This is a genomic window from Ktedonobacter robiniae (assembly GCF_016587375.1).
Taxonomy (GTDB): Bacteria; Chloroflexota; Ktedonobacteria; order Ktedonobacterales; family Ktedonobacteraceae; genus Ktedonobacter; species Ktedonobacter robiniae.
Genome location: NZ_BNJG01000001.1, coordinates 3,439,487 through 3,465,645 on the forward strand (window position 1 = coordinate 3,439,487; position 26,159 = coordinate 3,465,645).

Below are 26,159 nucleotides of genomic sequence, written 5' to 3' on the forward strand. Positions count from 1 at the left end.
TGTCAAGCTCTGCGCAAGGAAGGCAAAAAGCCCCTGGGTCGAGAAAAAAAGATAGCTCCTTTGCGCTTCAGAGTACCCCCTGAAACGTTCTGCAAGCGAATCCCTTGGTGTGGGAGCAGTGCAGGCTAGTTGGCCGGCCAACTAGCCTGCACTGCTCCCACAGACCTTGTTGGGATCATACTTCTCCCCCTCATGCATGAGTAAGTGAGCAGCCACTGCCAGCATCTTGCGCATGACGGCCATGAGGGCCGAGCCTGTCTTGAGACCGCGCCACTTGGCGCTGATAGTACACGCCGAAGGCCGAGTCTTCCCGATGAATGCTCCGCAGAGCAGTCATGGAGAGGACCCGTCGCAACAAGCCACTGCCACGTTTGGACAGTTTGGCTTTACCTTTCCATAGGCCACTCTCTTTGATCTCGATATCCATGCCTCCGTAGGCAATCACCTCGTCGGTCCGTGAGAAGCGTTGGATATCCCCCAACTCGGCCCGTAGCACTGCCAGCGTTTTCGGGCCAAATTCCGGCACCTGTTGTAACCCCTTCACCCCTGGATCGGTGTTCAGGAGCTGCTCAATCTCGGCGTTCAGGCGTGCAAGGTTCGCTCGGGTGTGCTCCAGTTGATCGCAGAGGATCCGTAGACTGACCGATCGCCCGGCTATCGCTCGCCCACTGCTCACACTCTGCAGAAATACGAGAGCAAGTAATTCATTTAGCAAGTCTGCTCCTTTTGCCTGAGAACTCAAGGGATTTTCCTTGACAGAGCAAGAACTCCATTTGCAGAGTAGTGTTCACAAAACCTATTCACACCCACAAAAGGAGTTCGCTGCTATGATACCCGCTTCGCTCCTATTTAACCCTCAAAGCGTAGCAACATGGTTACGTTTTGCTGATTTTTCCATCAGTATAGGGGCGTTTAAAAAGCAATGATGCACCGGGATATGAGTGCGTATAACTTATACTAATAAGCTCCCACCCTTGCTCGTCCATGTAGTTGCAATAGGTTGCAAGAGAAGGGAATGGTTCTGCCTTTTTCCAATGAGGGATTTCTTGCTCATTCATTTGTCTGAGCCACCATCTCCCAGGCGAGACTGAGTTACCTCCCATAACCAGGAGAGTGGATTGATACTCCCATCGTCGCATGTCACAAGCCTCCTTACTCGTAAAAACTGGTTGATTGCCTCTGCATAAAAGATACGAGAACGTCGGTCAGGTAATCGCAGGGCCTGACACCTGAGGCGCTGACAGTAGTGGTGTTCGTGTGCGTTCGCAGGGATTTTCCGGCTTACTCGCTCTTTCGCTGATATCGAAAAACAGAACGATGACGAGAAATGTGACCAAGAGCATTTGAGATCATAGAGATGAGATGCCAGAAGAGATATCATCAATGTAGTACGCTTACATCCGTTTGAGAAGTAAAATAATAAAATAAAAGAAGACTATTATGAGAAGGAGAAGAACGCAAATAAAGAATAAAAGCGCTACCAGTTGACCCAACACATTATTCACTACTCCGTGAGAAACGAGAAAAAGGAGTAGCAGCAAGATGATAAAAAGGATGAGAAGGAGAATAGCTAATACGTTATGGAGTCTCTGCGCCGTTCTGAGCACCTTCTGTTTCTCATTCGTAGTGAGTGGTTTCATGCTCTCGTTTCCTTCCAATCGGAGACCTTTTCAGAAATCCCAGCACCTGTCCTTTCATGTGTAAAAGCTCCTCTACCATACCACAACAGGAAGCGGCTACACATCTCCTCTTTTGACAAAGCAAGAACTCCATTTGCAGAGTATTCATTAGCAACAATCTACACTAACAAAGGAGTCCTCTGCTATGATACCTGCATCCACCGTTTTTGACCAGCCTACCATTGCTGCTCTGTTTGATCAAGATCCCGTCGTGACCGACGCTCGCGCCTTTTTCTCACTTCTCGATTGGTCTGTCGTCTCGCTGTGGGAAGCCCAGCAGTCTCCACGTGGCCGACCTGCTGATCCAATCAGTGCCTATCTCAAAGCCTTTTTGCTGCGCATCCGAGAAGGCTTCCTGTATACCAGCCAACTGCGCGCCTTTCTGGTCAAACATCCCTTGCTGGTGATCGAACTCGGTTTTTCCCTGGTCCTTGATCTCACTCAACCTTATGGCTTCGATGTCGAGCAAACCTTGCCCACACGCTATTGGCTTGGTGAGAAGCTGCGTGGCCTGGATCGGACACTGCTCCAGGATTTGCTGGCTGGCACGGTCCATGCCTTACAGGAAGAGATACCCGGTCTCGGCGAGGTTGTTTCCTTCGATGTCAAGCATCTCTATGCCTGGGTGAAGGAGAATAATGAGCGAGCGTATGTTCCCGATCGCTACGACAAAACCCAACGACTCAAAGGCGATCCCGACTGTAAACTGGGCGTCAAACGCAGCACCAACAAAGAGCTCGCTGATGGCTCCACCGAAGAGAAAAAGGAACTCCTCTGGGGCTATGGCTCTGGCGTCGCCGCTGCTACGATACCGGATTACGGAGATGTGATCCTGGCCGAATATACTCAACCTTTCAACGAGGGAGATGTGACGTATTTCCGCCCTCTGTATCAGCAAGCCGTGGTTACCCTCAATCAGTTTCCTACCCATATATCACGGCTGATGCGGCCTATGATGCGTGGTACGTTTATGATGCGGCCGTTCGTCACGGTGGCATCGCTGCCGTCCCACTCAATCAGCATAGCAAAGTCCCTTTTGCGCGTTTGGCTGATGGTACTCCCTGTTGCCCCATCGGCTTGCCCATGCTCCCCACGATTCAGTTCAACCATACCTACGGCTATCGTGCCCAGCGCTTCCAATGTCCTTTGCTCTTCCCGGAGAAAACCGGCCAGACCTGTGCAAATGAATTACTTGCACCCCTCGTCAGAGGGATTGAAACCCGTCACCTTTATAGTCACAGGCCTGCTAGCCTGTCGAAGCGAGGCTGCTCCCGAAGTGGGATGAAACTCAATCTGGCTTTCGAGTTTCTGGTGCATAAATAGATTAGCTTGTTCTCTTCTGAACAGCATTGATTACACGTCGGACCGTCTCATACGAAACACCATAATCCATTGCAACCTTGCGCAGTGGTTCTTGGTTCTCAATAATACGTCTTACAACATTTGGCCATTCCGAGACGGGAATTTTCCACTGTGGCGTGTCTGGACCTGGGCGGCGTTGCGATAAAGGAATGTCTACTTGATTACCAAGAGCTTGTTCAAATAAAGTACCAGATTGGGCATAATCAGCACTCGCTTTCGGCGTAAATATCAGAATATCGCCGCGACCAGCGAACAACTTGTCAATGGGGATCAAGGCCAGGTGCGACCGATGATTCGTTCCCCGTGAGGTGCCCAGAGCACTGGCGACTTTGCGAATGGGCATCTCGGGTTGCTGCAAGAGCGCGATGGCCTCTTCTCGCTGTGCGGGCGAGAGGCTCGGGTGCGCGGGTGGCGGGGGATGCCTGATGGCGAGGTCTCGTTTGGGGGGGCCAGTACTCGGCGCGTCACCAGAGCCCCTCCTCTCTCTGCTCCCATTTCCCCGTCTGCTAGAGACCGAACGCGAGGTTTGTTCAGCTTCCGCAATCACCTGACGCCACATATCCACCTTTCTTGGCCCACAATAGAGGCACGTCCAGAGATCCCAAAAAGCTTGCTGAAGTGATTGAGACATTCGCCAAGAGGGTCTTTGAATAGGTCCCACTCCGCTGTAGTACACCGAGGTGGAGATCTCTCCATGATTAGGCGAAGCCAGCGTATTGCGCCTCAAAGCATCAAATAGCCAGGAGTGCTTTTGGGTGATATGGTTTTGGTGAAGATACAAAGATATCTGTATTTTGCACAATTCCCCATTTTACACGGTCTCGGGGTATAGACGATTGTTCGCGAAGTGTGCTATGAGGTAGAATAAAGCACAAGAATAACGTGCGATGGAGAAACGACATGCCTGCCCTCATTCGACCATTGAGGCAAGACGATGAGCCATTTCTCTGGCAAATGCTCTATTATGCTGCTCATATGCAAGAAGATGGCGAGGCCTCCTCCGATGCAGCGAAAAATAATCTAGGGTTACAGAAATATGTTCAAGGGTGGGGACGCGAGACCGATAGAGGGGTGCTCGCATTGCACCCACACGATCAGCGCCCATTAGGAGCTGCCTGGATTCGTCTGCTCATTGAAGAAAAGAAAATGTCTCGCTTGATTCCTGATGGCACACCTGAACTCGCTATTGCCGTTCTTCCAGACTCTGTTGGGCAAGGGATCGGAACGCAGTTGATGGAGTACCTCCTGAAAGAGGCTAGCCAGGTATATCCGGCAGTGATGTTAAGCGTTCGTAAAAGTAATCCAGCTCGATATCTCTACGAGCGGATGGGCTTTGAAATCGTGGATACCGCCCTCAATCGGGTAGGAAGCGAATCATTTGTGATGCTCATTCAGTTTCAATAACAAGAACGGCTATCTTCTTTCATGGACATTTCTCTGCCTCGCTAGGTGCTAGAGTTAGGTTGGTGGTGATTAACAAATTACGTGCATTATTTGAGAAGCATGGAAGCCTCATGGTTGGTGAGAATGATGAAACGTAAATTATTTCATTGTTCTTATCAGCAAGAAACCCGAAGGACAGAAACTGGATGTGTTATTGTGATATGTACAAAAGTAACGTGATTCGTATGAGAAGTACCTCTTCTTATGCTAGTTCACACTCATGTAATGGTGCTTCGGAGCACTGGCCAATTAAGAGCAAGTAATTTTTTAGTCCTACCGTTGTAGATGAAGAGCAAAGCGAAGCAAATTCATGTGTCACTGATTTGCAGCAGGAGAAAATTGAGAGTCATTCCTCACAAAAAGCTTACAACTTTTGTGTACAGTAGAAACGACCGGTCCATCTCGTTCTTAGTTCCAGGCTCTCATTGAAAAACGCTCACACAATCTGAGGTAGAACCATGAAATACAAAATTCTTGTTGTTGATGACGATAAAAAAACGGTGGATTTGATCCGACTATCCCTGAAAAACGAACATTTCGAGACGCTAGAAGCGTATGACGGGATTGAAGCCCTGGCATTGACTCGGAGTGAGGCTCCTGACCTGATTATTCTTGATTGGATGTTACCGCATGTTGGCGGCCTCGACCTCTGCCGGATTGTGCGCTCAGAATCCACTATTCCAGTGATTATGTTGACCGCCAAAGCCACGGAAGATGATAAACTCCTGGGATTGAACCTGGGCGTAGATGATTACCTGACCAAACCATTCAGCCTGCGTGAGCTGGTCGCGCGTGTGCGCGTCGTGCTCCGCCGGACGTACCAGTCTGAGGAACGTCCCGCAACGCTGCATTTTCGCGATCTCGTGATCAACGTGCAGAGGCACGAGGTCTGGCTCAGCGGGAAAGCGATCCGCCTCACCCCCAAAGAGTTCAAGCTCCTTGAGACGTTTGTCCGCAACCCTGGCCGGATCTTTAGCCGTGAGGAGTTGGTGGAACGGGTCTGCGGCTCAAACTATGATGGCTTTGATCGCGCTATAGACTTTCATCTGGGAAATTTGCGCAAGAAAATCGGCACTCATTCCGAGCAGTCCTCGTACATCCAGACCGTACACGGCGTCGGCTATACATTGAGGAGAGCGAATGATGTTGCATAGCCTGCGTTTCCGCCTCATTTTCATGTTTATGCTGGTGGTCATGGTAGCGGTGGGCACCGTCGCACTGTTTGCCAGCCAGGCGACAACTAATAACTTGCAGATCTACAATGAGGCCAAGGACGACCAGCAGCTCATCTCGACGATGCTCACTGCCTACACTCAGCATCAGAGCCAATCAGCGTTGCAAAATCTGGCAGAACAGTTGGCGCGCAGCTCGCACCGGCGTATCGTCCTGTTCGATCATCAAAGGCTTGTCATCGCCGATTCAGAGCGCATACTCATTGGGCAGGCGCTTCCTCCAGGACCAGAGCTTTCTATTACCTCATACTCTTCCTCCTCTGGCACCCCTTCTCTACTCTCAGCACCGCTCTATATTCCCACGGATCTGTCGTCTCAGCCTCCCGGCCAGGGCGTCGTTACCTCGTTTCAGAGCATCGTTTCATTCACCGATAACTCACCAGAAGCAAGCTTTCTGACATCCGTGAATCAATCGCTCTGGCTGGCCATCCTCATCGCCGGGCTCACTGCTCTGCTGCTGGCCCTGGTGTTTGCCCAGACGATTCTGAAACCGCTCCATACGCTCAAGACGATTGCCGAACGGATGGAGCAAGGCGACCTGAGCCAGCGGGTTTCCATCACAACCAGAGGCGAAATCGGAGCGCTCGCTCATGCCTTCAATGCGATGGCTGATAGCCTGAGCCGCTCGGAGCAATTGCGCCGCAACTTAGTCAGCGATGTGGCTCACGAACTACGCAACCCTCTGATGAACATTCGAGGCTATCTGGAACTCCTCCAGGATCAGGTGCTCGAGCCAACGCCGGAGACCCTCGCCTCGCTCTATGAAGAGACCTCTCTGTTGAACCGGCTGGTAGCCGATCTGCAGGATGTCTCCCTGGCCGAGGCTGGCCAACTGCACCTGACGCGCCAGCCAATCGAGCTTGCAGATGTCGCGAGCCAGGCGGTCCAGATCGTCCAGCCACACCTGGCAGAGAAACAGCTGACGCTGCATGTGTCTATTCCCTCCGATCTCCCCCATATCGAAGCCGACCAGGAACGGGTCGCTCAGATTTTGCGCAATCTGTTAAGCAATGCCATCAGGCACACTCCCAGCCAGGGAGAGATCTGTCTCGCCGCCTGTCTCAGCGAAGCGGAAGTCCACATAAGCGTGCGGGATACCGGGGTTGGTATTGCGCCTGAACACCTCCCCTACCTCTTCGAGCGTTTCTATCGCGCTGACTTCTCCCGCGCCCGCGCCACCGGTGGCACCGGGCTGGGTCTGGCTATCGTCAAGCAGGTGGTCCAGGCTCACGGCGGCCAGGTAACTGTCGAGAGTCAGGTAGGGAAGGGTACCTGTTTTACGTTTACGCTACCCGTCACGGCCCTCGCCCCCGCGCATCAGGATCTTTTCCCCGTCGCTTTCATCTCCAAAGAGCGGTTTTCACCAGGGATCAGGTGCTGATGGCTCACCGCACCTGATCCTTACCATTTCCTCGCACTTTCCTCGCACTTTCCTCACTTCGATCACCTATCCTATGTATGGCAGAGAGAAGCCGTTTCTTCTCTTTCATGATTTTCTTCATGAATAGCCAGTGTAAGATAAGAAAAGGAGTTTTTTCATGAAACTCGTCATACGGAGCATCAGGAACGTGCTTCGCAACCCGCTCAGGATGATTCTCGTGGTCATACTCCTGGGGACGAGCCTGATGTTTGTCGCAGCAATGGTGACCCTGAGCGCAAACTCGCAACAGGAACTCGCCACAATGCATAAGAAGGTAGGGACGGGTATTACGGTAAATTACGCGTCCAACGATGCCAGAAACGCGCAGCAAAGCGGCGGGCCAGTCATAAGCGGTCCATCCACAGGGAATGGGAACGGGCCTTCCTTGGCCGGGAATGGTCCCACACCCATTCCAAATAGCGCAGTCGCGAAGATCAGGAAGACCCAGGGGGTCGCGAATGTGCAGGAGAGCCTGGCACGTCCAGACATGGAAAGGGCTCTCAAAGGCAGTGCGATCACCACGCCGGATGGGCAGCAAGGGAGCGTCCCTGTGATGATCAATGGTATTCCCACTGACTCCACCCATTTTACTCTGGTAGGAGGCGATACGCCCACGCTCGTTTCCGGACGCGGCTTCCGAGCCAGCGATGCCAACGCCAATGTGGCATTGATGGATAAGGATGTGGCGAAGGCCAATAACCTGCACGTTGGCGCAACCTTCAAATTACACGGGACCACCTTCACGCTCATCGGGCTCTATACCACGACAAATCAATTCTCGGGCAGTAGCGTGATCCTGCCGATGGCGACCATGCAGAGGGTGTTTGGCATCAATGGCGTGGATAACGTGACGCTCAACGCGGCCAGTTACGAGCAGGTTGAGGCCGTCGCGGCCAGGCTGCGCAGTTCACTGGGGAAGGCGTTCGATGTTGTCCCTCAGGATGCCCCGTACAGCAACGTGTTTCAGGCGCTCCAGGTGGCGCAAAACAGCATCCAGGTCGCCCTGTTCGTCTCGTTTCTCATCGCGGCAGCTGTCATCGTTTTCGCGGTCCTGATGCTGGTGCGCGAGCGCACGGCGGAGATCGCCATCCTCAAGACCATCGGCGCCTCCCACTTGCAGGTCCTCAGACAGTTCTGGACGGAAATCGCGGCATTGAGCGCCACGGCAGCAGCGCTGGCCGTTCTCCTGCTCGTAACCGTGGGACCTTTGATCTCCCAGAAGTTCGATATTGATGCGTCCGCGCTAGCAAATGCCAGTGCTCCTGGTCCGAACCAATCCTCTGGTCCTGGTTTGATCATCAATGGCGTGACGTCAAGCTCAACAGCGTCAAATCATCTGAGCGATGTGCACCTGGCAGCAGCCACACTGAATGCCCAGACGCTGCTGATTATCGTGGGAGTAGGCATCGGGCTGGCACTCCTCACGAGCCTGATCCCCACTTGGTTCGTCTCCCATATCAAGCCCGCCGAGGTCTTGAGAAAAGCCAGTCATTAAACGATTTGAAGAGAGGAGATCATTGCTTATGGATGCAGAATTCTTTTCTGTGGAACACACACACGCGCAACTGGACCTGGCACTGCCTGCGGAACAACAGCCAGAGCAACCAGAGCAACCAGGCCCAACCCTGCCAACGGTGACCGTTGTTGCCGAAGGATTGAGCAAATCCTTTCGGTTCGCAGGTGAGGTGATTCAAGCGGTTGATGAGGTCAGCTTTGCCTTTACCGAGGGACAATTTATCGCGATTCTGGGACCCAGCGGGTGTGGAAAATCCACGCTCCTCTATCTGTTGGGCGGACTGGATAAGCCCACCTCGGGGGAACTGTTGATTGACGGAGTAGATGTCAAAAAGCTCTCAGGTGGACAGGAGCACCGCTTCAGAAGGCAAAAGCTCGGCTTCGTGTTTCAATCCTTCCACCTCATCCCCGGCCTAACCGCGCTCGAAAACGTGATGCTGCCCATGGAACTCAAGGGAGGCATGACGAACGCCGATCTGCACGAACGCGCACATACCTTGCTCAGACGAGTCGGCCTCGATGAGAATCGGCACACGCATAAACCAGGCAAGTTATCCGGTGGACAACAGCAGCGCGTGGCTATCGCCCGCGCGCTGGCCAACAATCCCAGGGTGATCCTGGCCGACGAACCAACCGGCAATGTGGACTCGCGCAACGGCAAACTGATTATTCAGTTATTGAAGCAGCTTGCTGAACAAGGGAGGACGGTAATCGTGGTGACGCATGACCGCAGTATTGCGGAAGTCGCGGATGTGCGTATGGAAATGGAGGATGGACAGATCAAAACGATGGAGAACTACGTGCGGCCAGTCAACAGCAGATCATTACCACAGAAGAAGAAGAAAGGTCACAAGCGATAAAGCACTGAGTGGCTTCTGCTGTATCCCGCCCTCCACCAAATCCTATTGGTCGCCGGAGGGCGGGAGGAAGAGGCGAAAAAGGGAACCTCACCCCTTCTGGAAAGGAACCGTTTGAGCGTCTCTCTCGCTCTATTGTGCCATCAGGCCTTTGTATGTGACGCAACCGCAGGCGGCCAGTCAGCGGGAAGAAGGCTGGTGTATCGAGAAGAGAGCCATACGGATAGCGCCGGGAGGTGCGCACATATCACATATAGTTCCCGACGAGAGACGTAAAAAACTGAAGGATACGAAAAAAGGGTCATCATAAGGAGAAGAAGAACGTATGCAACCTATAGATGAGCATCTGTTGCGGCCAACTATCAATGAACGAACCAATCATGAGCAATCCGCCCAGGAAACACCGGAAGACTGGGAGAGCAGGTCGTTTGAGGCACAACCAGGGCCGACCCATCGCCCTCCAGGTGCGAACACCTTCGGACATGCTTCTCCACCCGCCACGCCTGCTGGGCTGCCCTCCTCGGCCCCCACCGAGCCAGCGGCTCAGCCAGGCATGCTGGGTACACAGCCTGGGATGCTTGCCAACCAGCCAGTCCAACCCCGGCGCTCAGGACTGCGCACCAGCGCGTTGATCGCCCTGACGTCCTTGCTGGCCCTGGTCTTCGCGGTTGGACTCTTCGCAGGCTGGCAGTTCGGGCACACCGGCGGCACTGCGCTCTCGCCCTCAAGCACGAGCACGCTCCAGCCTGGCGCGAGCTCCAACGTAACCGTGCCAGCACTGACCGGCAACAACGCGGATGCCGTGCGCGAAGCGGTCATCAGCAAAGTACAGCCAGGAGTTGTGCAGGTTCACGTGAGCAGTCCGGGCCAGCAGGTGTTGGGTTCGGGCGTGATTATCGATGGACGCGGATATATCGTCACCAATAACCATGTGGTTGCAGGGGCAAGCACCGTCCAGGTGACGCTCGCAAATGGTACCATGCTGCCCGCGACCGTGGTGGGGACCGATCCGGCGGATGACCTGGCCGTGATTAAAATCACCCCCCCTGTCTCTGGCCTGACGACGATGCATCTGGGTGATTCGTCCAAATTGCGTGTTGGGCAAAGCGTTCTGGCCATTGGAAGCCCACTGGGCAACGCAGAGACGGTGACGAGCGGCATTGTGAGCGCACTCAATCGCAACGTTTCTGAGGGTCAGAAAGGACCAATTCTGCCCGATGCCATTCAGACGGACGCGCCTATCAACCCCGGCAATAGCGGCGGCGCACTGCTCGATATGCAGGGCAACCTGATCGGGATACCCACGCTGAACGCGATCGATACCGAGTTTAACACCCCCGCAAATGGTTTGGGTTTCGCCATTCCGGTGAATCGCATCAACTTTATCGCCCAACAGATGATCGCCGATGGCCATGTCACCCATACTGGCCGTTCTATCCTGGGGGTGATAGTCACCAATGTGGATCAACAGGTAGCGGCGAAGAATCACCTCAGCGTTACTTCTGGGGTCATGGTTGTAAACGTCACCTCTTCTGGACCAGCTGCTTCAGCTGGCATGAAAACAGGCGATGTGATTGTGCAACTGGGCAACAGAAGCGTCAAGAGCGCCAGTGATCTGAGCACGGCCCTGCTCCAACACAAGCCAGGCGATGTAGTCGCAGTGAAAATCTATCGCGGTACCCAACAGGTAACGCTCAATATCCCTCTGGGTGAACTGCCAGTTGGCTAGAGCGCTAATTCTGAACGAAACGAGCCGAAAGTGCGACATGATACACATTGGTACGCGTTATCGTCAACAGAAAATGGAAAGGGAAGGGAAACTGCTCATGCCTCTTCCACTCTTCAGCGCTAGTCCCTCTCTCTCATGAAGAGATGTGGACCCCGGCCTTCACCGAACTCGGTCAACAGATCAAGCGTTCTTTCATACGAAGTGGGGTGAAACTCAATCTGCCTTCGAGGTCCCGGTGCATAAATGGCTTAGCTTATTCTCTTCTGAGCAGCATTGATCACGCGTCGAACCGTCTCATGCGAAACACCATAATCACTAGCAACCTTGCGCAGTGGTTCTTGGTTCTCAACAACACGGCGTATTACGTTCGACCATTCGGAACCAGGGATTTTCCATGATGGCGCGTCTGGTCCTGGGCGTCGTTGCGATACAGGAATGCCTGTTGGAGTATCAATGGTCTGTTCAAATGGGGCATAATCTGCACTCGATTTCGGCGTAGAGACGAGAATATCATTGTGACCAGAAAATACCTTCTCGATGGGGATCAAGCTCAGGTGCGACCGGTGGTTCGTCGTCCTTCCTCCCTTTGCTCCCATTTCCCCGTCTGCTGGAGACCTAACGCGAGGACGGGGAAGACGCTGGGTCGCGCATGCTGTGGATGAGCCGTTGAGCAAGCAGGAAGCCTACCCGCATCATCTGGTCCCACTCGTCGACCTTATTGAGGTCAGTGTAGCTAGCTAAAGAATGTTGCCAAACCGCCGAGAGAAGATGGCATGAGCACGATTTTTCCACCTCCTGCCGACTACCGTGAAGGACGACGGTTGCGTGTACACTGCCGCACGTTGTGGCATCCCCTTCAACACGCTATGTTGCATCGCTAACATTGACCTCATGATTCCTGGGACTCGTGAGCAATACCTCAGACAGCAGCGCAAGCAAGCATCAGCGCTCTATCTCGCTGAATGCAATTCACGTTGGACCAATTACACCGATGCCATCATGACAGTCCTGGGAGCCAGCAGGAGAGTCGCCACGATCCAGAATATGCGAACCGTGATTGATGTGTTCCTTCGGCTTCAGGCGTGCAGACGTTCTCGAAATGGCAACAAAGCTATGCCGACTTGGCACTGACCGTGAGCATCGTCTTGATCGGATGAATCTGCTTTCTATGAGGTGTGGAGCATGCTTGCAGAAAGGTCGTAAAGAGATGTTTCCACGCAGGCTCATCCTGCCAGATCTCTTCAGGATGACACTGGATCGCAACCAGAAAGTGATGATCAGGCACTTCCAACAGTTCCGCCACACCGTCTTGAGTATATCCACTAAGAATGACGCCCGAGCCTGGGCGCTTTACCGCCTGATGGTGCAGGCTATTGACGCCCAGATCGTATTTTCCCAGGAGAGAGCCCATGCGGCTCTCTTCCAGCACCTTCACCCGGTGGACCACTTGGTTGCGCGGCAATTCCCAGTTGGCGTGCTTCAAACTCTCTGGGTACTGCGCCTCCAGATCCTGATAGAGGGTCCCGCCTAGACCCACATTTAATATCTGCATCCCACGACAAATGCCCAGCGTTGGGAGATTGTCTCTGACAACCCAGCGCACCAATTCCAGTTCCAATGCATCAAGTAGTGGATTGGTTTTCCCCAGCATGGGATGAGGTTCCTCGTGGTAATAGTAGGGATGCACGTCTGTGCCCCCGAGAGCAGCAGGCCATCTAAGCGAGGGAGGAGGGTCTGCAGTCTAGCAAGATCATCGATGATTGGTATGAGAAGAGGGATACCACCTGCTGCTTCCACTGCTCGTATATATGCGATGTTATTATAGAAAATGGGTCGATCCGATTCGGCCCCTACTCCTGAGCGGCAAGGGATACCGATTACTGGATACATAAGTAGTTACTCCTGAGCATTCTCTCTGCTGAAGAAGAAAAAAGCGAAACACAAAACGGTCTATTTGGGGCGCTGCACTCCTGGGTAGCTGTTCCTGCTTCATTGAGCGAAGACAAGCTTCTTACAACCTGCTCTGTTGCTCTGTCACCGCCAGCTCATGATGGAAACTGCATACTCGTCAAGGGACGTGCTGGTGTTAACGTGGTGAATGCACATCAACACGATCTTTGCGTTGTCTTTGCCACGGCATGAGAAGGATCGCCCATGCATGTGATGTGTGAAGCGTCATCATTCCCAAGCCGTTGGTAACGAAACGCATCTTCTTCCATTCCAAAGCATCAAACGGATTTCCATCCCCGCCGGGATGTTACTGCATCTCGCCAGAGAGGCATGTGGCAACGACCATATTGGTGTTGTCGTGCCACGCTGCTCGACGTGTTCACTACACAGCAGTAAACAGCATACCAGGGATATAGCCAAGATCCAACCATGCGTCCAATCATGGCGCGTCTTCGAGGCCATAACTCCAGAAGCATAGGGAATCAATAGAGGGAGTACAATCACTGCCAAGAGTTCGACGACATTGGTAAGCAATACCAAATTCATCATAGTAATCTTGAAATGCCTCTTTCACTGATGAGGGGATTCTTTCTCTCTCCACATGCAACACAACAACCGTTTCAACGCATGTCTGTTCACGTGCCTTGAAGGCACGAACACTTCCACCCGAGAAACGCTTCCTCTCCCCAGCTGCCATGGCCTCTCTAGAAGCATTCTCAAGCTATTTCTATTATCGGCGGATGCGCATCAAAGAGGTGTATAGACCCCAAGCGAACGCATAAAAATACGCTCAAGAATCCGCATATGATTCGCAGCACGGCGAGAATAATACGCATAGAGTGAGAGATATACTTGATGATTTTGACGCATAAAAGGATGAACCCCCAAAATAATCCTTTCTCTCTGTGACTATGATGCTCATGCTGCCATTGCTCGTTCCATTTGCTCAACGCAATAATTTTGCGACACAACCAGCTAAGGAACCATGCTCAGGCCAGTCAATCCCAGTGTCTCTGGGAATCCGCAGAGCAGATTGGCATTTTGAATGGCCTGGCCTGAGGCGCCCTTGACTAGGTTATCCAGGCAAGCGACAACAATCAAGCGCTGTGTGCGCCTATCAACGATTGGATGGAGAAAACAATGATTGCTCCCAACGGTCCACTTGGTGTGTGGCGCTTGGTCAACCACATGCACAAACGGCTCATTCGCATAGAAGTCCTGATACAATGCGCACATTTCTTCGCTTGTTGGAACCTCTCCATGTTCATCTGCTCGCAACTCGGCATAGCTTGTCGAAAGGATGCCACGCGTCATCGGCGCAATATGTGGGACAAACGTCAGCCGTAGCCCACCCTCGACAGGATGGTCACCGGTTGCAGCAGCGGCTTCAAGTTCTTGCACAATTTCTGGCAGATGGCGATGGCCCTCCAGGTTATACGCCCACACATCCTCATTCGCTTCTGGGTAGTGGTAGGCGGGTACGGGAGTACGCCCTCCCCCACTGATGCCAGTTATGGAGTTAACGATCACGTTGGGACCAACAATGCCAGATGCCAGAGCAGGGGTGAGTGCCAGGATTGCGGCGGTTGAGTGACAGCCGGGATTGGCAACGAGTGGTGCAAGGCGCACCTGCTCACGATAGCGCTCACACAGGCCATAGACCGCGCTCTCCAGGAGGGCGGGAGCAGGATGGGGGTGGGTGTACCATGCCTCGTAGACCTTGCTTTCATGGAGGCGAAAATCCGCAGACAGATCGACCACCTTGATTCCGCGCTCGACTAAACGTACCACTGCTGTTGCAGCTGCTGCATGTGGAAGGCAGACAAAGGCGAGCTCAGTCTGAGCAGGTTCTTCGGTGACGACAAGAGCAGGGTCTACGGCGGGCGTTTTCTGGCCGGGTGGCGGGAGGATTGCCCGCAGGTGCGGAAAAATCTCCTCCAAACGCTTGCCCACCACACTACGCCCAGTTACCGAGGTAACCACAAACTCAGGGTGCTGGGCTAGCAAGCGCACTAATTCCAATGCGGTGTAGCTGGTAATATTGACAATCGAAACGGCTCTCATCTGCTCTCCCTTGTCTCTCTGCACAACCGAGGCAAAATCGCTCGTTTTACATTTCTTTCCTCAGTCCAGGGGCCTGATGACCAGGGCAGTGTGTGAAACCACGCGTAAAGGCCAGAGGCCGGGAGGGAAAACCCCCTTCCCATCGCCATCCCTCAGGTGGTATACTTGCCGTTAATAGCAACATACTCATCTGTGAGATCGCATCCCCAGACACTTGCAGAGGCGTTGCCCAGCCCAAGGGAAATGTGAATACAGATCTCGGCATTGCTTAAGTAGGTCTTGACCTGCGCAAGATCTTCATCGCGAAGAGGGCCACCCAGGTACACGGGAATATCTTCAAAAGCAATGGAAACCTTCTCGGGGACAATAGTAGTTTGCTCCTCGCACTTGCCAATAGCCATGGCAATCCGCCCCCAGTTCGGGTCCGCCCCAAAGATGGCTGTCTTGACCAGTGGGGAATTGACGACAGATTTCGCGACACGTTTCGCCTGCGCAAAGGATTCGGCATCCGCAACCGTTACTTCGATCAGTTTTGTGGCGCCTTCTCCGTCACGCGCCAGTTCTTTCGCTAACTCGATAGCCATCTGTTGCAATGCCTGCCGAAACGCCTCATGGTCTACGGGCCCTGCCAGACCATTCGCCATAATTGCGGCGGTATCGCTGGTACTGGTATCTGTATCCACGCTGACCATATTGAATGACATATTCACGGCCTCTTGCAGGTACTGATGCAGCAATTCCGGCTCAATCTGCGCATCGGTCATGAAGTAACTCAGCATGGTTGCCATGTTAGGCTCGATCATGCCAACTCCCTTGGCGATGCCCACAAGCACCGCGTCGCCAATGCGACAGCTACGCATTTTCGGGTGGGTATCGGTTGTCATGATGGCACGGGCTGCTAACTCAAGCTGACCGGACCGCATTTCTTGCGCAATCCCTCGAATCCCTCGACGGATCTTCTCTATTGGTAATTGTCGTCCAATGACCCCTGTCGATGATGGCAAAATGTCGTCAGGAGCAATAGACAGTTCCTCGGCGACGAGGCGCACGACTTCACGGATGTTGGCAAGCCCCTGCTCGCCGGTTGCGACATTGGCATTTTTGCTATTGATCACAAAGGCCTGCAATTGCTTATTCGCTACATGTTCACGACCGACGTGAATAGCGGCCCCACAAAATCGGTTCTGCGTAAACATCGAGGCAGCCGAAGCAGGGACTTCTGAGGCAATCACCGTAAAGTCCAGCGTTGTGTCCTTAATCCCAACATTTTTCGCGCAGGTGCGAAATCCTCGTGGTTGTTCATCGAGCATGTGTCTATCTTGCCCTTCTTCTAATGTACAAATTTCGTTCCGAGTGGTAAATCTTCCAACGTATGTAGAAGTACATGCGAGGTGCAACCATTCGCAATCTGGACGCAGGGGACATCTTCCAGTGCATGTAGGCACGCATTCACCTTCGGGATCATACCATCTTTGATAACGCCTCTATCGATGAGGGTATGGGCCTCTGCCTCGTTCATTTCTGAAATGAGGGAACCATCTGAGCCATAAATGCCATCAATGTTGCTCAAAAACATCAGGCGTGATGCTTGCAAGGCCCCGGCGAGACGTGAAGCCACCAGATCCGCGTTCATATTAAGGCTGCTTCCATCTGGTCCCAGCCCCAGCGGCGCGATAATGGGAATATAGCCGTCGTCGAGTACCTGTCGCACCAGCATGGGATGAATGGCGTCGATTTCACCAACAAATCCAAGGCTTTTGTCCGCTATATGTCCCCGCACGATATTTCCGTCAGTCCCGCAAAGGCCAACAGCGTCTCCACCAAGTTGTGCTGCCATAGTCACCAGTTCTTGATTAATTTGACCGCACAAGACCATGCGCACGACTTCCAGCGTTTGGGCATCGGTGACACGCAATCCGTGATCAAAACGAATGGGGATATGTAACTTTGTGAGCCATTCATTAATCGTGGGTCCACCACCATGCACCAGGACAATGCTGGCACCCAGCGTACGTAAGCAGATGCAATCCTGTATCACCGAACGCTGATGCTCCAGTGTACTACCGCCTAATTTCACGACAAACGTTTTGCCCTTGAGGGTTGAGAACGTACGTCTACTTTTGCTTGCGTGTGTTGTGGAAGAGAGCGAATTTTCACTGAAGGACGGTTTTGTTGCTGACAGTGATGAAGTAGCCAATCCTACTTACTCCTTACAGAATATCTCAAATGTTGTTTGCCGAAGACTCTGCTCCAGGCTCTTTCTATAAATCTACCTCGCAAGCCATCAAAAAACTGTATAGATGGCAAGGGAGGATATCAAAAGATCATCAATGAATTTTGCGATAGCCTCTCCTGCCTTTTTCTTTCGTTCTTTCTATTGCAGTCAGCGTAGCTGACTAAAGAATCCTGCAAGAGTGTCAAAAGAATACTGTGCCAAGTTATGATTGAGGGGTTTGACTCAAAAATTGTCTTGACACGCATCTTAAGCCATCCGTGGGCAAGTTTTATGATACAAATGCGCCATGAATTCAGGACGTTAAATGACCTATATGGGTGTGAGAAACGTTTCCAAGGAATCATGCTAGAGATATTGACAAATGGGGACGTCTCTGGTAGACCTCTTGTGGATTCGCCTTTTCAAACGTCGAACGTTGCTTCGTCTCTCTACGCCAATCAGTTCGACGTAGGATGGACAAGTAGGCCACGTAATACCAATATTGCCGCGTCGTGCGGTTAGGAGGTTGGGGAATTTGGCCCGAGCACGACGACTTGCCGATGTTTTATGTCATTGCCTGCAAATAGTTGCACCTCATGGGTTGTTGTGTGAATACGGCCAATTGGCTCTCCTTTCCCCTCCATGTAGATCGAAGCCCAGCCTATACCTTTGGCGGAGAGATCCATCAGCAACGAAATTTCCCATATTACGTTGAACTGCGCGACAATGTGTCCATTTTGAAATAGCAGGCGCAACGTCTTGTTCCTTCTACGATAAAAAATAGCGTATGCTTTTACCATTGTATCTTATCTTTGCCTTCTCCCTAAAATAAAAACGCCCCTTTTCCCACTCGGACTGCATCTAAAGCGTTACTCTTCTGCAAACAGATAATGCCATGGAACCTCTCTCCTCCCCTGGTACGATAGTGTAGGGTAAAGTGAATTTGAGCTAGACTATGAACGAGGCTGGCCGCCTATTCTCTCGATTTGTCACCAATTGAAGAGGCATTCTCCAAACTCAAAGCGTTTCTCCGCCGGGTAGGAGCACGCACCCTAGAAGCCTTGCAGGAGGCGATCGGGCAAGCCCTTTTCACAATCACTGCGCAGGATGCCCCGGGATGGTTTACACATTGTGGGTATCGCCCAGACCTATGTTGAGACGCTTCGTTGTTTTCTCTGGGGAGAGTGGTGAGGAGGTTCTCTCAACAACAGGGTGGACAAAAGCATTGTTGCCGGGAGAGAAAGCCACGTATAAATAGATTGAGAAGGCAGCTGAAGCGTGGCAAACGGTGATGGATGATGCCATCACCGTAACTATTGTGACACTCCGAATCAGCTAAAGCCGAGCAGCTTCTGACACTGCGCCGTAGTCGGGTTCATGAGACAGGTGGCGTAGCCACTACTCAAAGTGAACCCGTAGTTGGGACGCAATATCTGGGAGAGGCGCACCCATCCGGCGCTTTCTCCCTTGGGCGGTGCCATGCCCGTTGGTCTGATCTCCGCGCCTGGCCGCAGGGATAGATGGTCCCATCTGGCGTTTGGCATCCTGGGAGATCCCAACACCTGTCTCTTGCGAGACTCTGCTTGCACGTCGCACAGCAGTAAGAGGCTTTTCTTTCTGAGGTTCTTGCATACGTTCGATCAAGCGTTGTCCGATTCTCAAACTGGCATTGCGGTCGGCATGATCGCGCATCTGGCATTGTGGGCAGAGGCAGAGCGCGGCGCCGGGGGTGTATCCCTCAACCGGCTCGCTCTCATTGTAGCGAATGACGAGCGCGTGACAGCGATGGCATTCCCGGCTCGTATTGCGCGCATTCACACGGCAGGTGATGATGCCGCCTGCATGCCAGGCTTTGTACTTTGCGTAGCGGACAATGCGCCCTTTCATCCAGTAGGCGCGTTTGGTATTGCTCCGGCGCGAATACGTGCCCTTCTCTGGTCGCAGGTTGCCTAGATGCTCGAAGACGAGAATACTCGCCTCGTGCTTGGTAGCGAACTGGACAATGCGAGCGCTCACCAGGTGCGCGATCTGTTCGTCCACGTGCCTGATTTTGGCCCAGAGGTCGGCATTGTCCTGTTCGTTCTCGGCAATGATGCCAGTCTGAGATCGGTTGCGCGCAATGCGTCCGAGCAGTTGTTTCCTACAGCCCGATACCGCTGTGCCATTCCCGATGAAGGAAGTAGCCAGGATGGTGCCGTCAACGGTCTGGACGCTGCACACAGCGAGATGCTTGTCGAGATTGAGATCCACCGCGCAGAGACGTGTCTGGGCGGTGGTGAGTTGCGCTCCGCTCTTTGCGGGAGCCTCGAAGGTCTTTTCAATGGGAGTATGTAACCACCAGCGATCCCCCTTGCGAACAAGCTGTGGACTGCCCATCGCGTACCCATCGGGGAGATCGCGACCCAGGAGGTGGACTTTGAGCCAGGACCAGCACGAGCCGGTCCAGACTTTGAGCACGATACCATGAGTATGACGCTCACGCCAAAGGCTTGCGTAGAAGGGAACTGACTTGTTCCATGATCGGGGTGGGACTGGTGGCCGCTCCCGAAACGGCCTCTTCTTGCGCTTTTTCGTTTGTTTGGCTTCGTGTTTCTCCTTACGTGCTCGCCATGTTTTGAGGGAAGAAAAAAATGCGCGGGCCGAACCAAGGGCCGCATTGATGGCGGCACGTCTGAACATCGCCGGGATATCTGGCGCGAGGTCGGTGAGCGGTATCACCGGATGGGGACTAGACTCCGTTGTATGGGTGAGTTTCTCCAAGGCGGTGAGGGCCTGCTTGTTTTTGAGTGAAAGGATACCCTCGTGTGTCTGAATACAGTCGAAATAAAAAGCGACGACACGATTGAAGAGGGCCTGATTGGCCGCGAAATAGGCAGCATACTGCGGTGGATAGTGCAACGCCTGCCTGATGGCTTTCGTGGCTTTTGCCATTTTCAGTACTTCCTCTCACAAAATATATGGTATCTCTCGTAGAGAATACTCTGCTGATTTGAAATTGTCAAACATGTGTTCTATTTGTACTAAGGGCTCAAGCCCAATAGCACGCCTCACCACGGTCTAAAGAACCGTGGCTTGCGGCGGGCTAAAGCCCTATCCTGTCACAATGATTGGTGATTACTCTCTGAAGGCCCTATCACAGGTGTCGTGTTACGCAGAAGAAAGGATAGGCCGAGCGCTACAAGCCAGACCAGGATAGTTGTAACGACCCAGAATTGTAGACCAACCTGTGCTAACTGGAGGATGCGGGGAAGTATATCAGTAGCCGCGTGTAGCATAACTACTGTCCACAGGCTGCCCGTGGATCTATTGAAGAGATGGGTGTAAATGAGTGAAAGGCCAACAGTAAGCACAAGAAAGAGTGGGTAAGGCATCGTCGCCACCTCTGGATTGATGTAGAGAGGAAGGTGCCAGAGCCCCCAGATGAGACCAAGCACCAGGCCCGCTGTTACTGGCCCAGGCAGCACTGACTGCAACAAGGGTAGGGCAAACCCACGCCAACCGATCTCCTCCCCCGAGTTGATAACCATGAGGTAGACATACGCCACCAGGATAAAGAGCGGCGAATTCGCAAAAAACAGGTTCGCGAAGGAGCCGTGGGTGCTCAATAGAGTGACGACGAGTGCAATCATGTAGATGATGGGCATCAGCAACAGTGCCAAAAGATACCAGCCAATGGAGAAACGCCAGATCGTATAGCGTTTGAAAAGCGCGACAACGCCTGCCTTTCCTTGGGCCCACCATACCACAATGACCGCCGACATGGCTGGCGCAAAGAGCCCCAGGATTGAGAGGGGCTGGGGAGCCATAGGATTCAACATAGCTGGTAGCCAGGCTAGAGAACCGGTCGAGAAATAGCTGAAAGTGTCCTCGACAACGTTTTTCTGTCACTCCGTGAAAGATCAGATGAAGACAAGCCTCTGTATGAGCAATCAGGTCATTTTCCTGTATGGGCTTGCTCTCCCGAAGCCGGCATCACCCCCATATCCCCTCGGTTCAGGAGGGGTAAGAGCACCGTGAAGCGGCTGCCCCGCCCTACTGTACTTGCAAGCGTGATTTTGCCTCCGTGCTGTTCGACGATGCTCTGCGCAATGGAGAGGCCCAGCCCCATACCTGAACGGAAACGCGCATTTTCGGCGCGGTAGAAGCGGTGAAAGACCAGCGCCAGATCGCTTTCCGTGATGCCGATACCTGTATCGGCCACGGTAATCGCTACTGTGTCTTCGTTCAGGCTTCCGCTTACTATAACTTTTCCCCCAGCAGGCGTGTACTTGAAGGCATTCTCCAGCAGGATCAAAAACAATTGTTTCAGGTAATCAGCATTGCCCAGCACCACCGCATCCTCCAACAGATCCAGTTCGTGGCACTCGAGGCTGAGCTTGCTGTCGGCTGGTTGAGCCTTTCGGTAAGCTTCATCGACGATATCTACGACGAGCAGCGGTTCGCGGGTCATGGTAGCGCTGGCATCAGTGCGCGCCAGAATCAGCAGTTGTGTGACCATACGAGCCATGCGTTCAGCCTCAAGCCGGATATTTTCTAGCGCGCTGGCCTGGAAGTCGGGATCGGTGCCTCCCTCCTTTTTCAGCAGATCCAGCGAGGAAAGCATAATCGTCAGGGGGGTACGCAGCTCGTGCGAGATATCCGCCAGGAATTGGCGTTGCAGCTCATTCACGGCCTGTACTTGTTGGTAACCGTCCTCAAGTGATTGCAGCATGCCGTTGATGGTGTGGGCCAGGCGGTTGATCTCATCGCGTGGTCCTTCTGGCTGTAGGCGCAGGGAGTGATCGCTGACCTCGGCAATCTCGGACGCCGTGGCCGCTAGATGTTCCAGGGGACGCGTTGCTCGGCGTACCAGCAGCCAGACCAGCAGTCCACCTAACACGGTGTTTATGAGTGCCGCGATGATGAGCACACCGAGCAGCGATCTCTTGGTGGGGATGTTTGCCGATTGAGCGATAAGGATGTATCCCTGTACGTGTCCTCCGACGATTACCGCGTGACGGTACAGATTCATCACACGTGTGTTGCCTCTCGTTCCCTGGGCCGTCTGGTCACGTGTGGGCAGGTTCCAGGCTGTCCAACTGGTTGAACTGGCCAACTCCTTCCCGTTCTGGTCCTGCACCTGCACAGCGATGTCGGATGGAGCGAGCGCATCCAGTTCTTGTCGCGAGACTGCGTACAGCCCTCCTGGACGTTGGACAATCTGATTCGTGATCTCAACCGCGCTTTCCTGCATCCCTGTTGTGATGTCCGTGTCCGGGTGGATGTCGGTAACCAACAGAATGGTGACACTAAAGATGCTTAATATTCCTGCCATGGTCAGGATGAATTGGAGCGTGAGACGCGTGCGGATCTTCATCGACGCGCTTCCCCTCTCAGGGTATAGCCGATGCCCCGGATTGTCTGGATCAGGCGCGAGCCACCACCCGCTTCTAACTTCTGGCGCAGGTGACCGATATGCACTTCCAGCGCGTTTGTTTCGGTCTCGGCATCGTAGCCCCAGACGCGGCTCAGGATCTGATTGCGGGTCAACACCTGCCTGGGGTGGCACAGGAACAAAACCAGGAGTTCGTACTCCAGGGCGGTCAGTTCTATCGGCTGTCCAGCCCGCTGCACCTCTCGTGTTGCCCGGTTGATTTCCAGGTCGGCATAGTTCAGGCGCTCCTCACCAGCGTTTTGGCGACGCAGCACGGCCCGGATGCGCGCGACCAGTTCATCGAAGGCGAACGGCTTGGGTACATAATCGTCAGCTCCGGTATTCAGCGCGTTCACCTTATCCTCGACATCATCGCGGGCTGTCAGCATGATGATCGCGATATCACCACGGAGTCGCAGGCAGCGGCAGACCTCGAAGCCATCAGTCCCTGGCATGGTGATGTCGAGTAGCGCGAGATGTGGCTGGTACTGTTGAGCGGCGGCCAGCCCGGACTCGCCATCCATAGCAGTGTAGACCTCAAAGCCTTCGTATGCCAGGCCACGCCGCAGCAGTGAGATAATCTTCGGGTCATCGTCTATCAAGAGAATACGGGTTGCCATGTTCGCACCTTGAATGGGAGATAAGCGTTCATTGTCCCTGATCATATCATACTGATCTCTTTGCTTCAGCTTCTATAGGAGTCAACTTTCTCAATCTGCCACCCCACTTTATCAAATCTTTATGTTTGCTTCATGCCAACTCCAGGAACATTGCTTATCTTAGGCATAGCGCCGATGGGGAACATCTTAGAAAGGCGCAGGGGTCTTCCCCATAAGCGTCAACTTACGTTTGAGCCCTGGTGCCCGCGCGCCCAGGCTGCTTGTATCGGCACTGAGTAATCGAAAAGAAGTTTTTTTGGAGGAGAATCTCACATATGGATACCGTTTACGCCGCTTTAGGGCGTTTTGACGTGCGTTTTCGCTACCTGATCGTGGTCGCCTGGCTGGTGATCACGGTGGTGTGCGTCCGAACGTTTCCTTCGCTGAGTAGCGTGACTGATAACGCCAGCCAGACGATCAGCACGTTTTTGCCCGCCAGTGCGCCAAGTTCTCAGGCGGCCAATCTTGCCGCTCCCTTTCAAAATACCCAGTATGCTTCTGCCACGCTTGTGGCCACACGCAACTCTGGCCCGCTGACCTCCGATGACCAGGCCGCGATAGATCGGCTTGAGCAGGCGGTGCGCGCCATGCCTCATGTCAAAACGGTGCGCGATCTGTCTACCTCGCCTGATGGGGAGGCGCGCCAGGCCGTGATCCAGGCCGATGTGCCAACGAGCGGCACAGGTACGGGCGCGACGCTGGTCAATTCTATCCGTGATACCTTTGGGCAGGTCAATGCTCCTGCTGGCCTCACCTTTCATCTCACCGGGCAGCTTGCCAGTAATGTGGATAGCCAGAATGCCACGCAGAATACCCGGAATGCCTTACAGGTTCTCTCGTTTCTTCTGATCATTGTGCTCCTATTCGTTGCCTTCCGCTCCCTGCTCGCGCCGCTTATCACTTTTCTTCCCGCTGTTCTCGTCCTGCTGCTCTCAAGTCCGGCCATCGCGGGCGCGGTGAACCATCTGGGTCTTCAGCCAGCAGCGATTACCCAGTTGATCCTGATCGTGCTGGTACTGGGCGCGGGCACCGACTACGGCCTTTTCCTTACCTTCCGTGTCCGGGAGGAAATGCGGCGCGGCCTTGATCCAAAAGAAGCCGTCGTGCGGGCGGTGCAAACCGTTGGCGAAACGATTACTTTCTCGGCTTTGACCGTGATTGCTGCCCTGCTGACGCTGGTCATTGCTCAATTTGGCATCTATCGCAGCCTGGGTCCGGCCCTGGCTATTGGCATCGCGCTGATGCTGCTGGCCGGGCTGACGCTCCTGCCCTCGCTGCTGGCAATCTTTGGGCGCGCCGTCTTCTGGCCGACGTCGACCCAGAAGAGCGAAAACGTCGCTGCGAGTCTCTGGGGGCGGATGACAGGGCGCCTCATGCAGCGGCCTGCTTTGACGCTCGGCCTGGGGATTGTGCTCTTTGTCGGGCTGGCCCTGGGACAACTTGGCGTCGGCCTTGGTGGCTTTGGCGGGCAGAGCAGTGGCCCGGCAGGTGCCGACTCTACTGCTGGTGACACAGCGATTGCTGCCCATTACCCCAATACAAACCAGAATCCTGCCAAGATCCTGATGCAGTTCTCAACCTCGGTCTGGAACCATCCCGACAGCCTGGCTACTGCCGAGCAAGGGCTGCGCCAGATTCCCGCGCTGCAAACCATTCTGGGGCCGCTCGATCCCAATGGAGTATCGCTCACAGCGGCGCAGCTAGCGCAACTGCACAGTGAGCTTGGCGCGCCGCAAGCCCTGTCAGCAGTACCCACGGCCAAGAGTTCGGTATCGCCACGGATGTACAATCTCTATCGAGCAACCGGGCAATATATCAGCGCGGATGGACAAACCGTCCAATTCATAGCCATTCTGAAGGATCCCTCTACCAGTGCTGCGGCCATCAACGCCATTCCGGGGCTGCGCACGTCGGTAGCCCAGGTCGCGCAGTCGGCGGGAGCGGCGCAGTCCGGGATGGTAAGTTCCAATGCCGTTGCTTACGATATCACTCAGACCTCTGCAAGCGATCTGAGTCTGGTCATCCCCATTGTTGCCCTCTTGATTGCCGTGCTGCTCGGACTTGTTCTGCGCAGCGTGATCGCGCCGCTCTACCTCATTGTCAGCGTCGTACTCTCCTTCCTGGCTGCCTGGGGACTGGTGGCACTCCTGTTTGTTCACCTGGGAAGCAGCGATGGCGTGCAGTTCATCTTGCCCTTCCTGCTCTTCGTCTTCCTGATGGCGCTGGGGTCGGACTACAACATCCTGGTCATGCGCCGCATCCGCGAGGAGGCGCACAAGCAACCCCTACGGGCAGCGGTGCGCGAGGCAATCAGCCGCACCGGGGGCACTGTTACGGCGGCAGGGGTAATCCTGGCTGGCTCGTTTGCTCTGCTGGCATTCCAGGGGAATACGGACCAGGTACGCCAGGTCGGGTTTGGGGTTGCAGCAGGCATCCTGATGGATACGTTCCTGATTCGCACCCTGCTCATCCCCGCGCTGGTCGTGCTGCTGGGACGGTGGAACTGGTGGCCTGCGCCGCTCTTCCGACGTGTGGAGGCGGAGGCGGGAAGCGCAGAACAGGCAGACTCCGTTGTTCTGGTGACCGTATCCAAACCTGGCAGAGAGTCGGACTAGAGAGAG

General features: G+C 53.9%; 18 protein-coding genes and 1 pseudogene. 8 read left to right on the forward strand and 11 right to left on the reverse strand.

Going from position 1 to position 26,159, the window contains the following annotated elements; all coding sequences use genetic code 11:
* Positions 1-190: 190 nt before the first annotated feature.
* Positions 191-715, reverse strand: a complete 525-nt coding sequence (locus JMJ04_RS14345; protein ID WP_236038023.1) for a transposase — start codon at positions 713-715, stop codon at positions 191-193.
* 1,109 nt (positions 716-1,824) lie between these two features.
* Here JMJ04_RS14345 and JMJ04_RS14350 point away from each other — a divergent pair.
* The gene (locus tag JMJ04_RS14350) at positions 1,825-2,964 is read left to right on the forward strand and encodes a hypothetical protein (RefSeq protein WP_201371149.1); all 1,140 of its coding nucleotides are present in this window, start codon (positions 1,825-1,827) and stop codon (positions 2,962-2,964) included.
* Positions 2,965-3,003: 39 nt separating this feature from the next.
* Here JMJ04_RS14350 and JMJ04_RS14355 read toward each other — a convergent pair whose 3' ends face one another.
* Positions 3,004-3,600: a helix-turn-helix domain-containing protein gene (locus JMJ04_RS14355; RefSeq protein ID WP_201371150.1), complete on the reverse strand. Its 597-nt coding sequence runs from the start codon at positions 3,598-3,600 to the stop codon at positions 3,004-3,006.
* A 341-nt stretch (positions 3,601-3,941) separates the two neighbouring features.
* Here JMJ04_RS14355 and JMJ04_RS14360 point away from each other — a divergent pair, with 341 nt between their 5' ends.
* The 6 genes from JMJ04_RS14360 to JMJ04_RS14385 all read left to right on the forward strand — a co-directional run bounded on the left by JMJ04_RS14360 (position 3,942) and on the right by JMJ04_RS14385 (position 11,237).
* Complete coding sequence (locus tag JMJ04_RS14360; RefSeq protein WP_201371151.1) at positions 3,942-4,445, forward strand: GNAT family N-acetyltransferase; 504 nt, start codon at positions 3,942-3,944, stop codon at positions 4,443-4,445.
* A 497-nt stretch (positions 4,446-4,942) separates the two neighbouring features.
* Positions 4,943-5,638: a response regulator transcription factor gene (locus JMJ04_RS14365; RefSeq protein ID WP_201371152.1), complete on the forward strand. Its 696-nt coding sequence runs from the start codon at positions 4,943-4,945 to the stop codon at positions 5,636-5,638.
* Complete coding sequence (locus JMJ04_RS14370) at positions 5,625-7,097, forward strand: sensor histidine kinase (RefSeq protein WP_201371153.1); 1,473 nt, start codon at positions 5,625-5,627, stop codon at positions 7,095-7,097. Before JMJ04_RS14365 ends, JMJ04_RS14370 begins: the two co-directional genes overlap by 14 nt.
* A gap of 157 nt (positions 7,098-7,254) precedes the next feature.
* The gene (locus tag JMJ04_RS14375; RefSeq protein WP_201371154.1) at positions 7,255-8,631 is read left to right on the forward strand and encodes an ABC transporter permease; all 1,377 of its coding nucleotides are present in this window, start codon (positions 7,255-7,257) and stop codon (positions 8,629-8,631) included.
* A 28-nt stretch (positions 8,632-8,659) separates the two neighbouring features.
* Entirely contained in the window at positions 8,660-9,511 is an 852-nt protein-coding gene (locus JMJ04_RS14380; protein WP_201371155.1) for an ABC transporter ATP-binding protein, read from the forward strand.
* A gap of 322 nt (positions 9,512-9,833) precedes the next feature.
* The gene (locus JMJ04_RS14385; RefSeq protein ID WP_201371156.1) at positions 9,834-11,237 is read left to right on the forward strand and encodes a S1C family serine protease; all 1,404 of its coding nucleotides are present in this window, start codon (positions 9,834-9,836) and stop codon (positions 11,235-11,237) included.
* 1,111 nt (positions 11,238-12,348) lie between these two features.
* Here the strand turns inward: JMJ04_RS14385 and JMJ04_RS14390 are convergent.
* From JMJ04_RS14390 to JMJ04_RS14435, 9 genes and pseudogenes are all read right to left on the reverse strand, one after another.
* Positions 12,349-13,127, reverse strand: a pseudogene (locus tag JMJ04_RS14390) (gamma-glutamyl-gamma-aminobutyrate hydrolase family protein).
* Between the two features lie 1,035 nt (positions 13,128-14,162).
* Positions 14,163-15,251 (reverse strand): N-acetyl-gamma-glutamyl-phosphate reductase, encoded by a 1,089-nt coding sequence (argC, locus tag JMJ04_RS14400; protein WP_201371158.1) that lies wholly within the window; start codon positions 15,249-15,251, stop codon positions 14,163-14,165.
* 152 nt (positions 15,252-15,403) lie between these two features.
* A complete protein-coding gene (argJ, locus tag JMJ04_RS14405; RefSeq protein WP_201371159.1) occupies positions 15,404-16,561 on the reverse strand; it encodes a bifunctional glutamate N-acetyltransferase/amino-acid acetyltransferase ArgJ in 1,158 nt (385 codons plus the stop codon).
* Between the two features lie 20 nt (positions 16,562-16,581).
* The gene (argB, locus tag JMJ04_RS14410) at positions 16,582-17,448 is read right to left on the reverse strand and encodes an acetylglutamate kinase (protein ID WP_201371160.1); all 867 of its coding nucleotides are present in this window, start codon (positions 17,446-17,448) and stop codon (positions 16,582-16,584) included.
* A gap of 536 nt (positions 17,449-17,984) precedes the next feature.
* On the reverse strand, positions 17,985-18,221 hold the full coding sequence (locus tag JMJ04_RS14415; RefSeq protein ID WP_201371161.1) for a transcriptional regulator: 237 nt from the start codon (positions 18,219-18,221) through the stop codon (positions 17,985-17,987).
* Between the two features lie 643 nt (positions 18,222-18,864).
* Complete coding sequence (locus JMJ04_RS14420) at positions 18,865-20,397, reverse strand: zinc ribbon domain-containing protein (protein WP_201371162.1); 1,533 nt, start codon at positions 20,395-20,397, stop codon at positions 18,865-18,867.
* Between the two features lie 167 nt (positions 20,398-20,564).
* Complete coding sequence (locus JMJ04_RS14425) at positions 20,565-21,284, reverse strand: CPBP family intramembrane glutamic endopeptidase (RefSeq protein WP_201371163.1); 720 nt, start codon at positions 21,282-21,284, stop codon at positions 20,565-20,567.
* A 116-nt stretch (positions 21,285-21,400) separates the two neighbouring features.
* Positions 21,401-22,822, reverse strand: coding sequence for a sensor histidine kinase (locus JMJ04_RS14430; protein ID WP_201371164.1), 1,422 nt, complete (start codon positions 22,820-22,822; stop codon positions 21,401-21,403).
* Entirely contained in the window at positions 22,819-23,499 is a 681-nt protein-coding gene (locus tag JMJ04_RS14435) for a response regulator transcription factor (protein WP_201371165.1), read from the reverse strand. The genes JMJ04_RS14430 and JMJ04_RS14435 overlap by 4 nt, the downstream gene beginning before the upstream one ends.
* Before the next feature lie 314 nt (positions 23,500-23,813).
* Between JMJ04_RS14435 and JMJ04_RS14440 the strand changes: the two genes are divergently transcribed.
* Positions 23,814-26,153: an MMPL family transporter gene (locus JMJ04_RS14440; protein WP_201371166.1), complete on the forward strand. Its 2,340-nt coding sequence runs from the start codon at positions 23,814-23,816 to the stop codon at positions 26,151-26,153.
* Positions 26,154-26,159: the final 6 nt, after the last annotated feature.

Bases quoted from the DNA above. Each gene is read 5' to 3' on its own strand.
- JMJ04_RS14360 (WP_201371151.1), top strand. From the start codon at position 3,942: ATGCCTGCCCTCATTCGACCATTGAGGCAAGACGATGAGCCATTTCTC.
- JMJ04_RS14370 (WP_201371153.1), top strand. From the start codon at position 5,625: ATGATGTTGCATAGCCTGCGTTTCCGCCTCATTTTCATGTTTATGCTG.
- argC (WP_201371158.1), bottom strand. From the start codon at position 15,251: ATGAGAGCCGTTTCGATTGTCAATATTACCAGCTACACCGCATTGGAA.
- JMJ04_RS14380 (WP_201371155.1), top strand. From the start codon at position 8,660: ATGGATGCAGAATTCTTTTCTGTGGAACACACACACGCGCAACTGGAC.
- JMJ04_RS14430 (WP_201371164.1), bottom strand. From the start codon at position 22,822: ATGAAGATCCGCACGCGTCTCACGCTCCAATTCATCCTGACCATGGCA.
- JMJ04_RS14385 (WP_201371156.1), top strand. From the start codon at position 9,834: ATGCAACCTATAGATGAGCATCTGTTGCGGCCAACTATCAATGAACGA.
- JMJ04_RS14420 (WP_201371162.1), bottom strand. From the start codon at position 20,397: ATGGCAAAAGCCACGAAAGCCATCAGGCAGGCGTTGCACTATCCACCG.
- JMJ04_RS14355 (WP_201371150.1), bottom strand. From the start codon at position 3,600: ATGTGGCGTCAGGTGATTGCGGAAGCTGAACAAACCTCGCGTTCGGTC.
- JMJ04_RS14425 (WP_201371163.1), bottom strand. From the start codon at position 21,284: ATGTTGAATCCTATGGCTCCCCAGCCCCTCTCAATCCTGGGGCTCTTT.
- JMJ04_RS14375 (WP_201371154.1), top strand. From the start codon at position 7,255: ATGAAACTCGTCATACGGAGCATCAGGAACGTGCTTCGCAACCCGCTC.
- JMJ04_RS14365 (WP_201371152.1), top strand. From the start codon at position 4,943: ATGAAATACAAAATTCTTGTTGTTGATGACGATAAAAAAACGGTGGAT.
- argJ (WP_201371159.1), bottom strand. From the start codon at position 16,561: ATGCTCGATGAACAACCACGAGGATTTCGCACCTGCGCGAAAAATGTT.
- JMJ04_RS14350 (WP_201371149.1), top strand. From the start codon at position 1,825: ATGATACCTGCATCCACCGTTTTTGACCAGCCTACCATTGCTGCTCTG.
- JMJ04_RS14435 (WP_201371165.1), bottom strand. From the start codon at position 23,499: ATGGCAACCCGTATTCTCTTGATAGACGATGACCCGAAGATTATCTCA.
- JMJ04_RS14440 (WP_201371166.1), top strand. From the start codon at position 23,814: ATGGATACCGTTTACGCCGCTTTAGGGCGTTTTGACGTGCGTTTTCGC.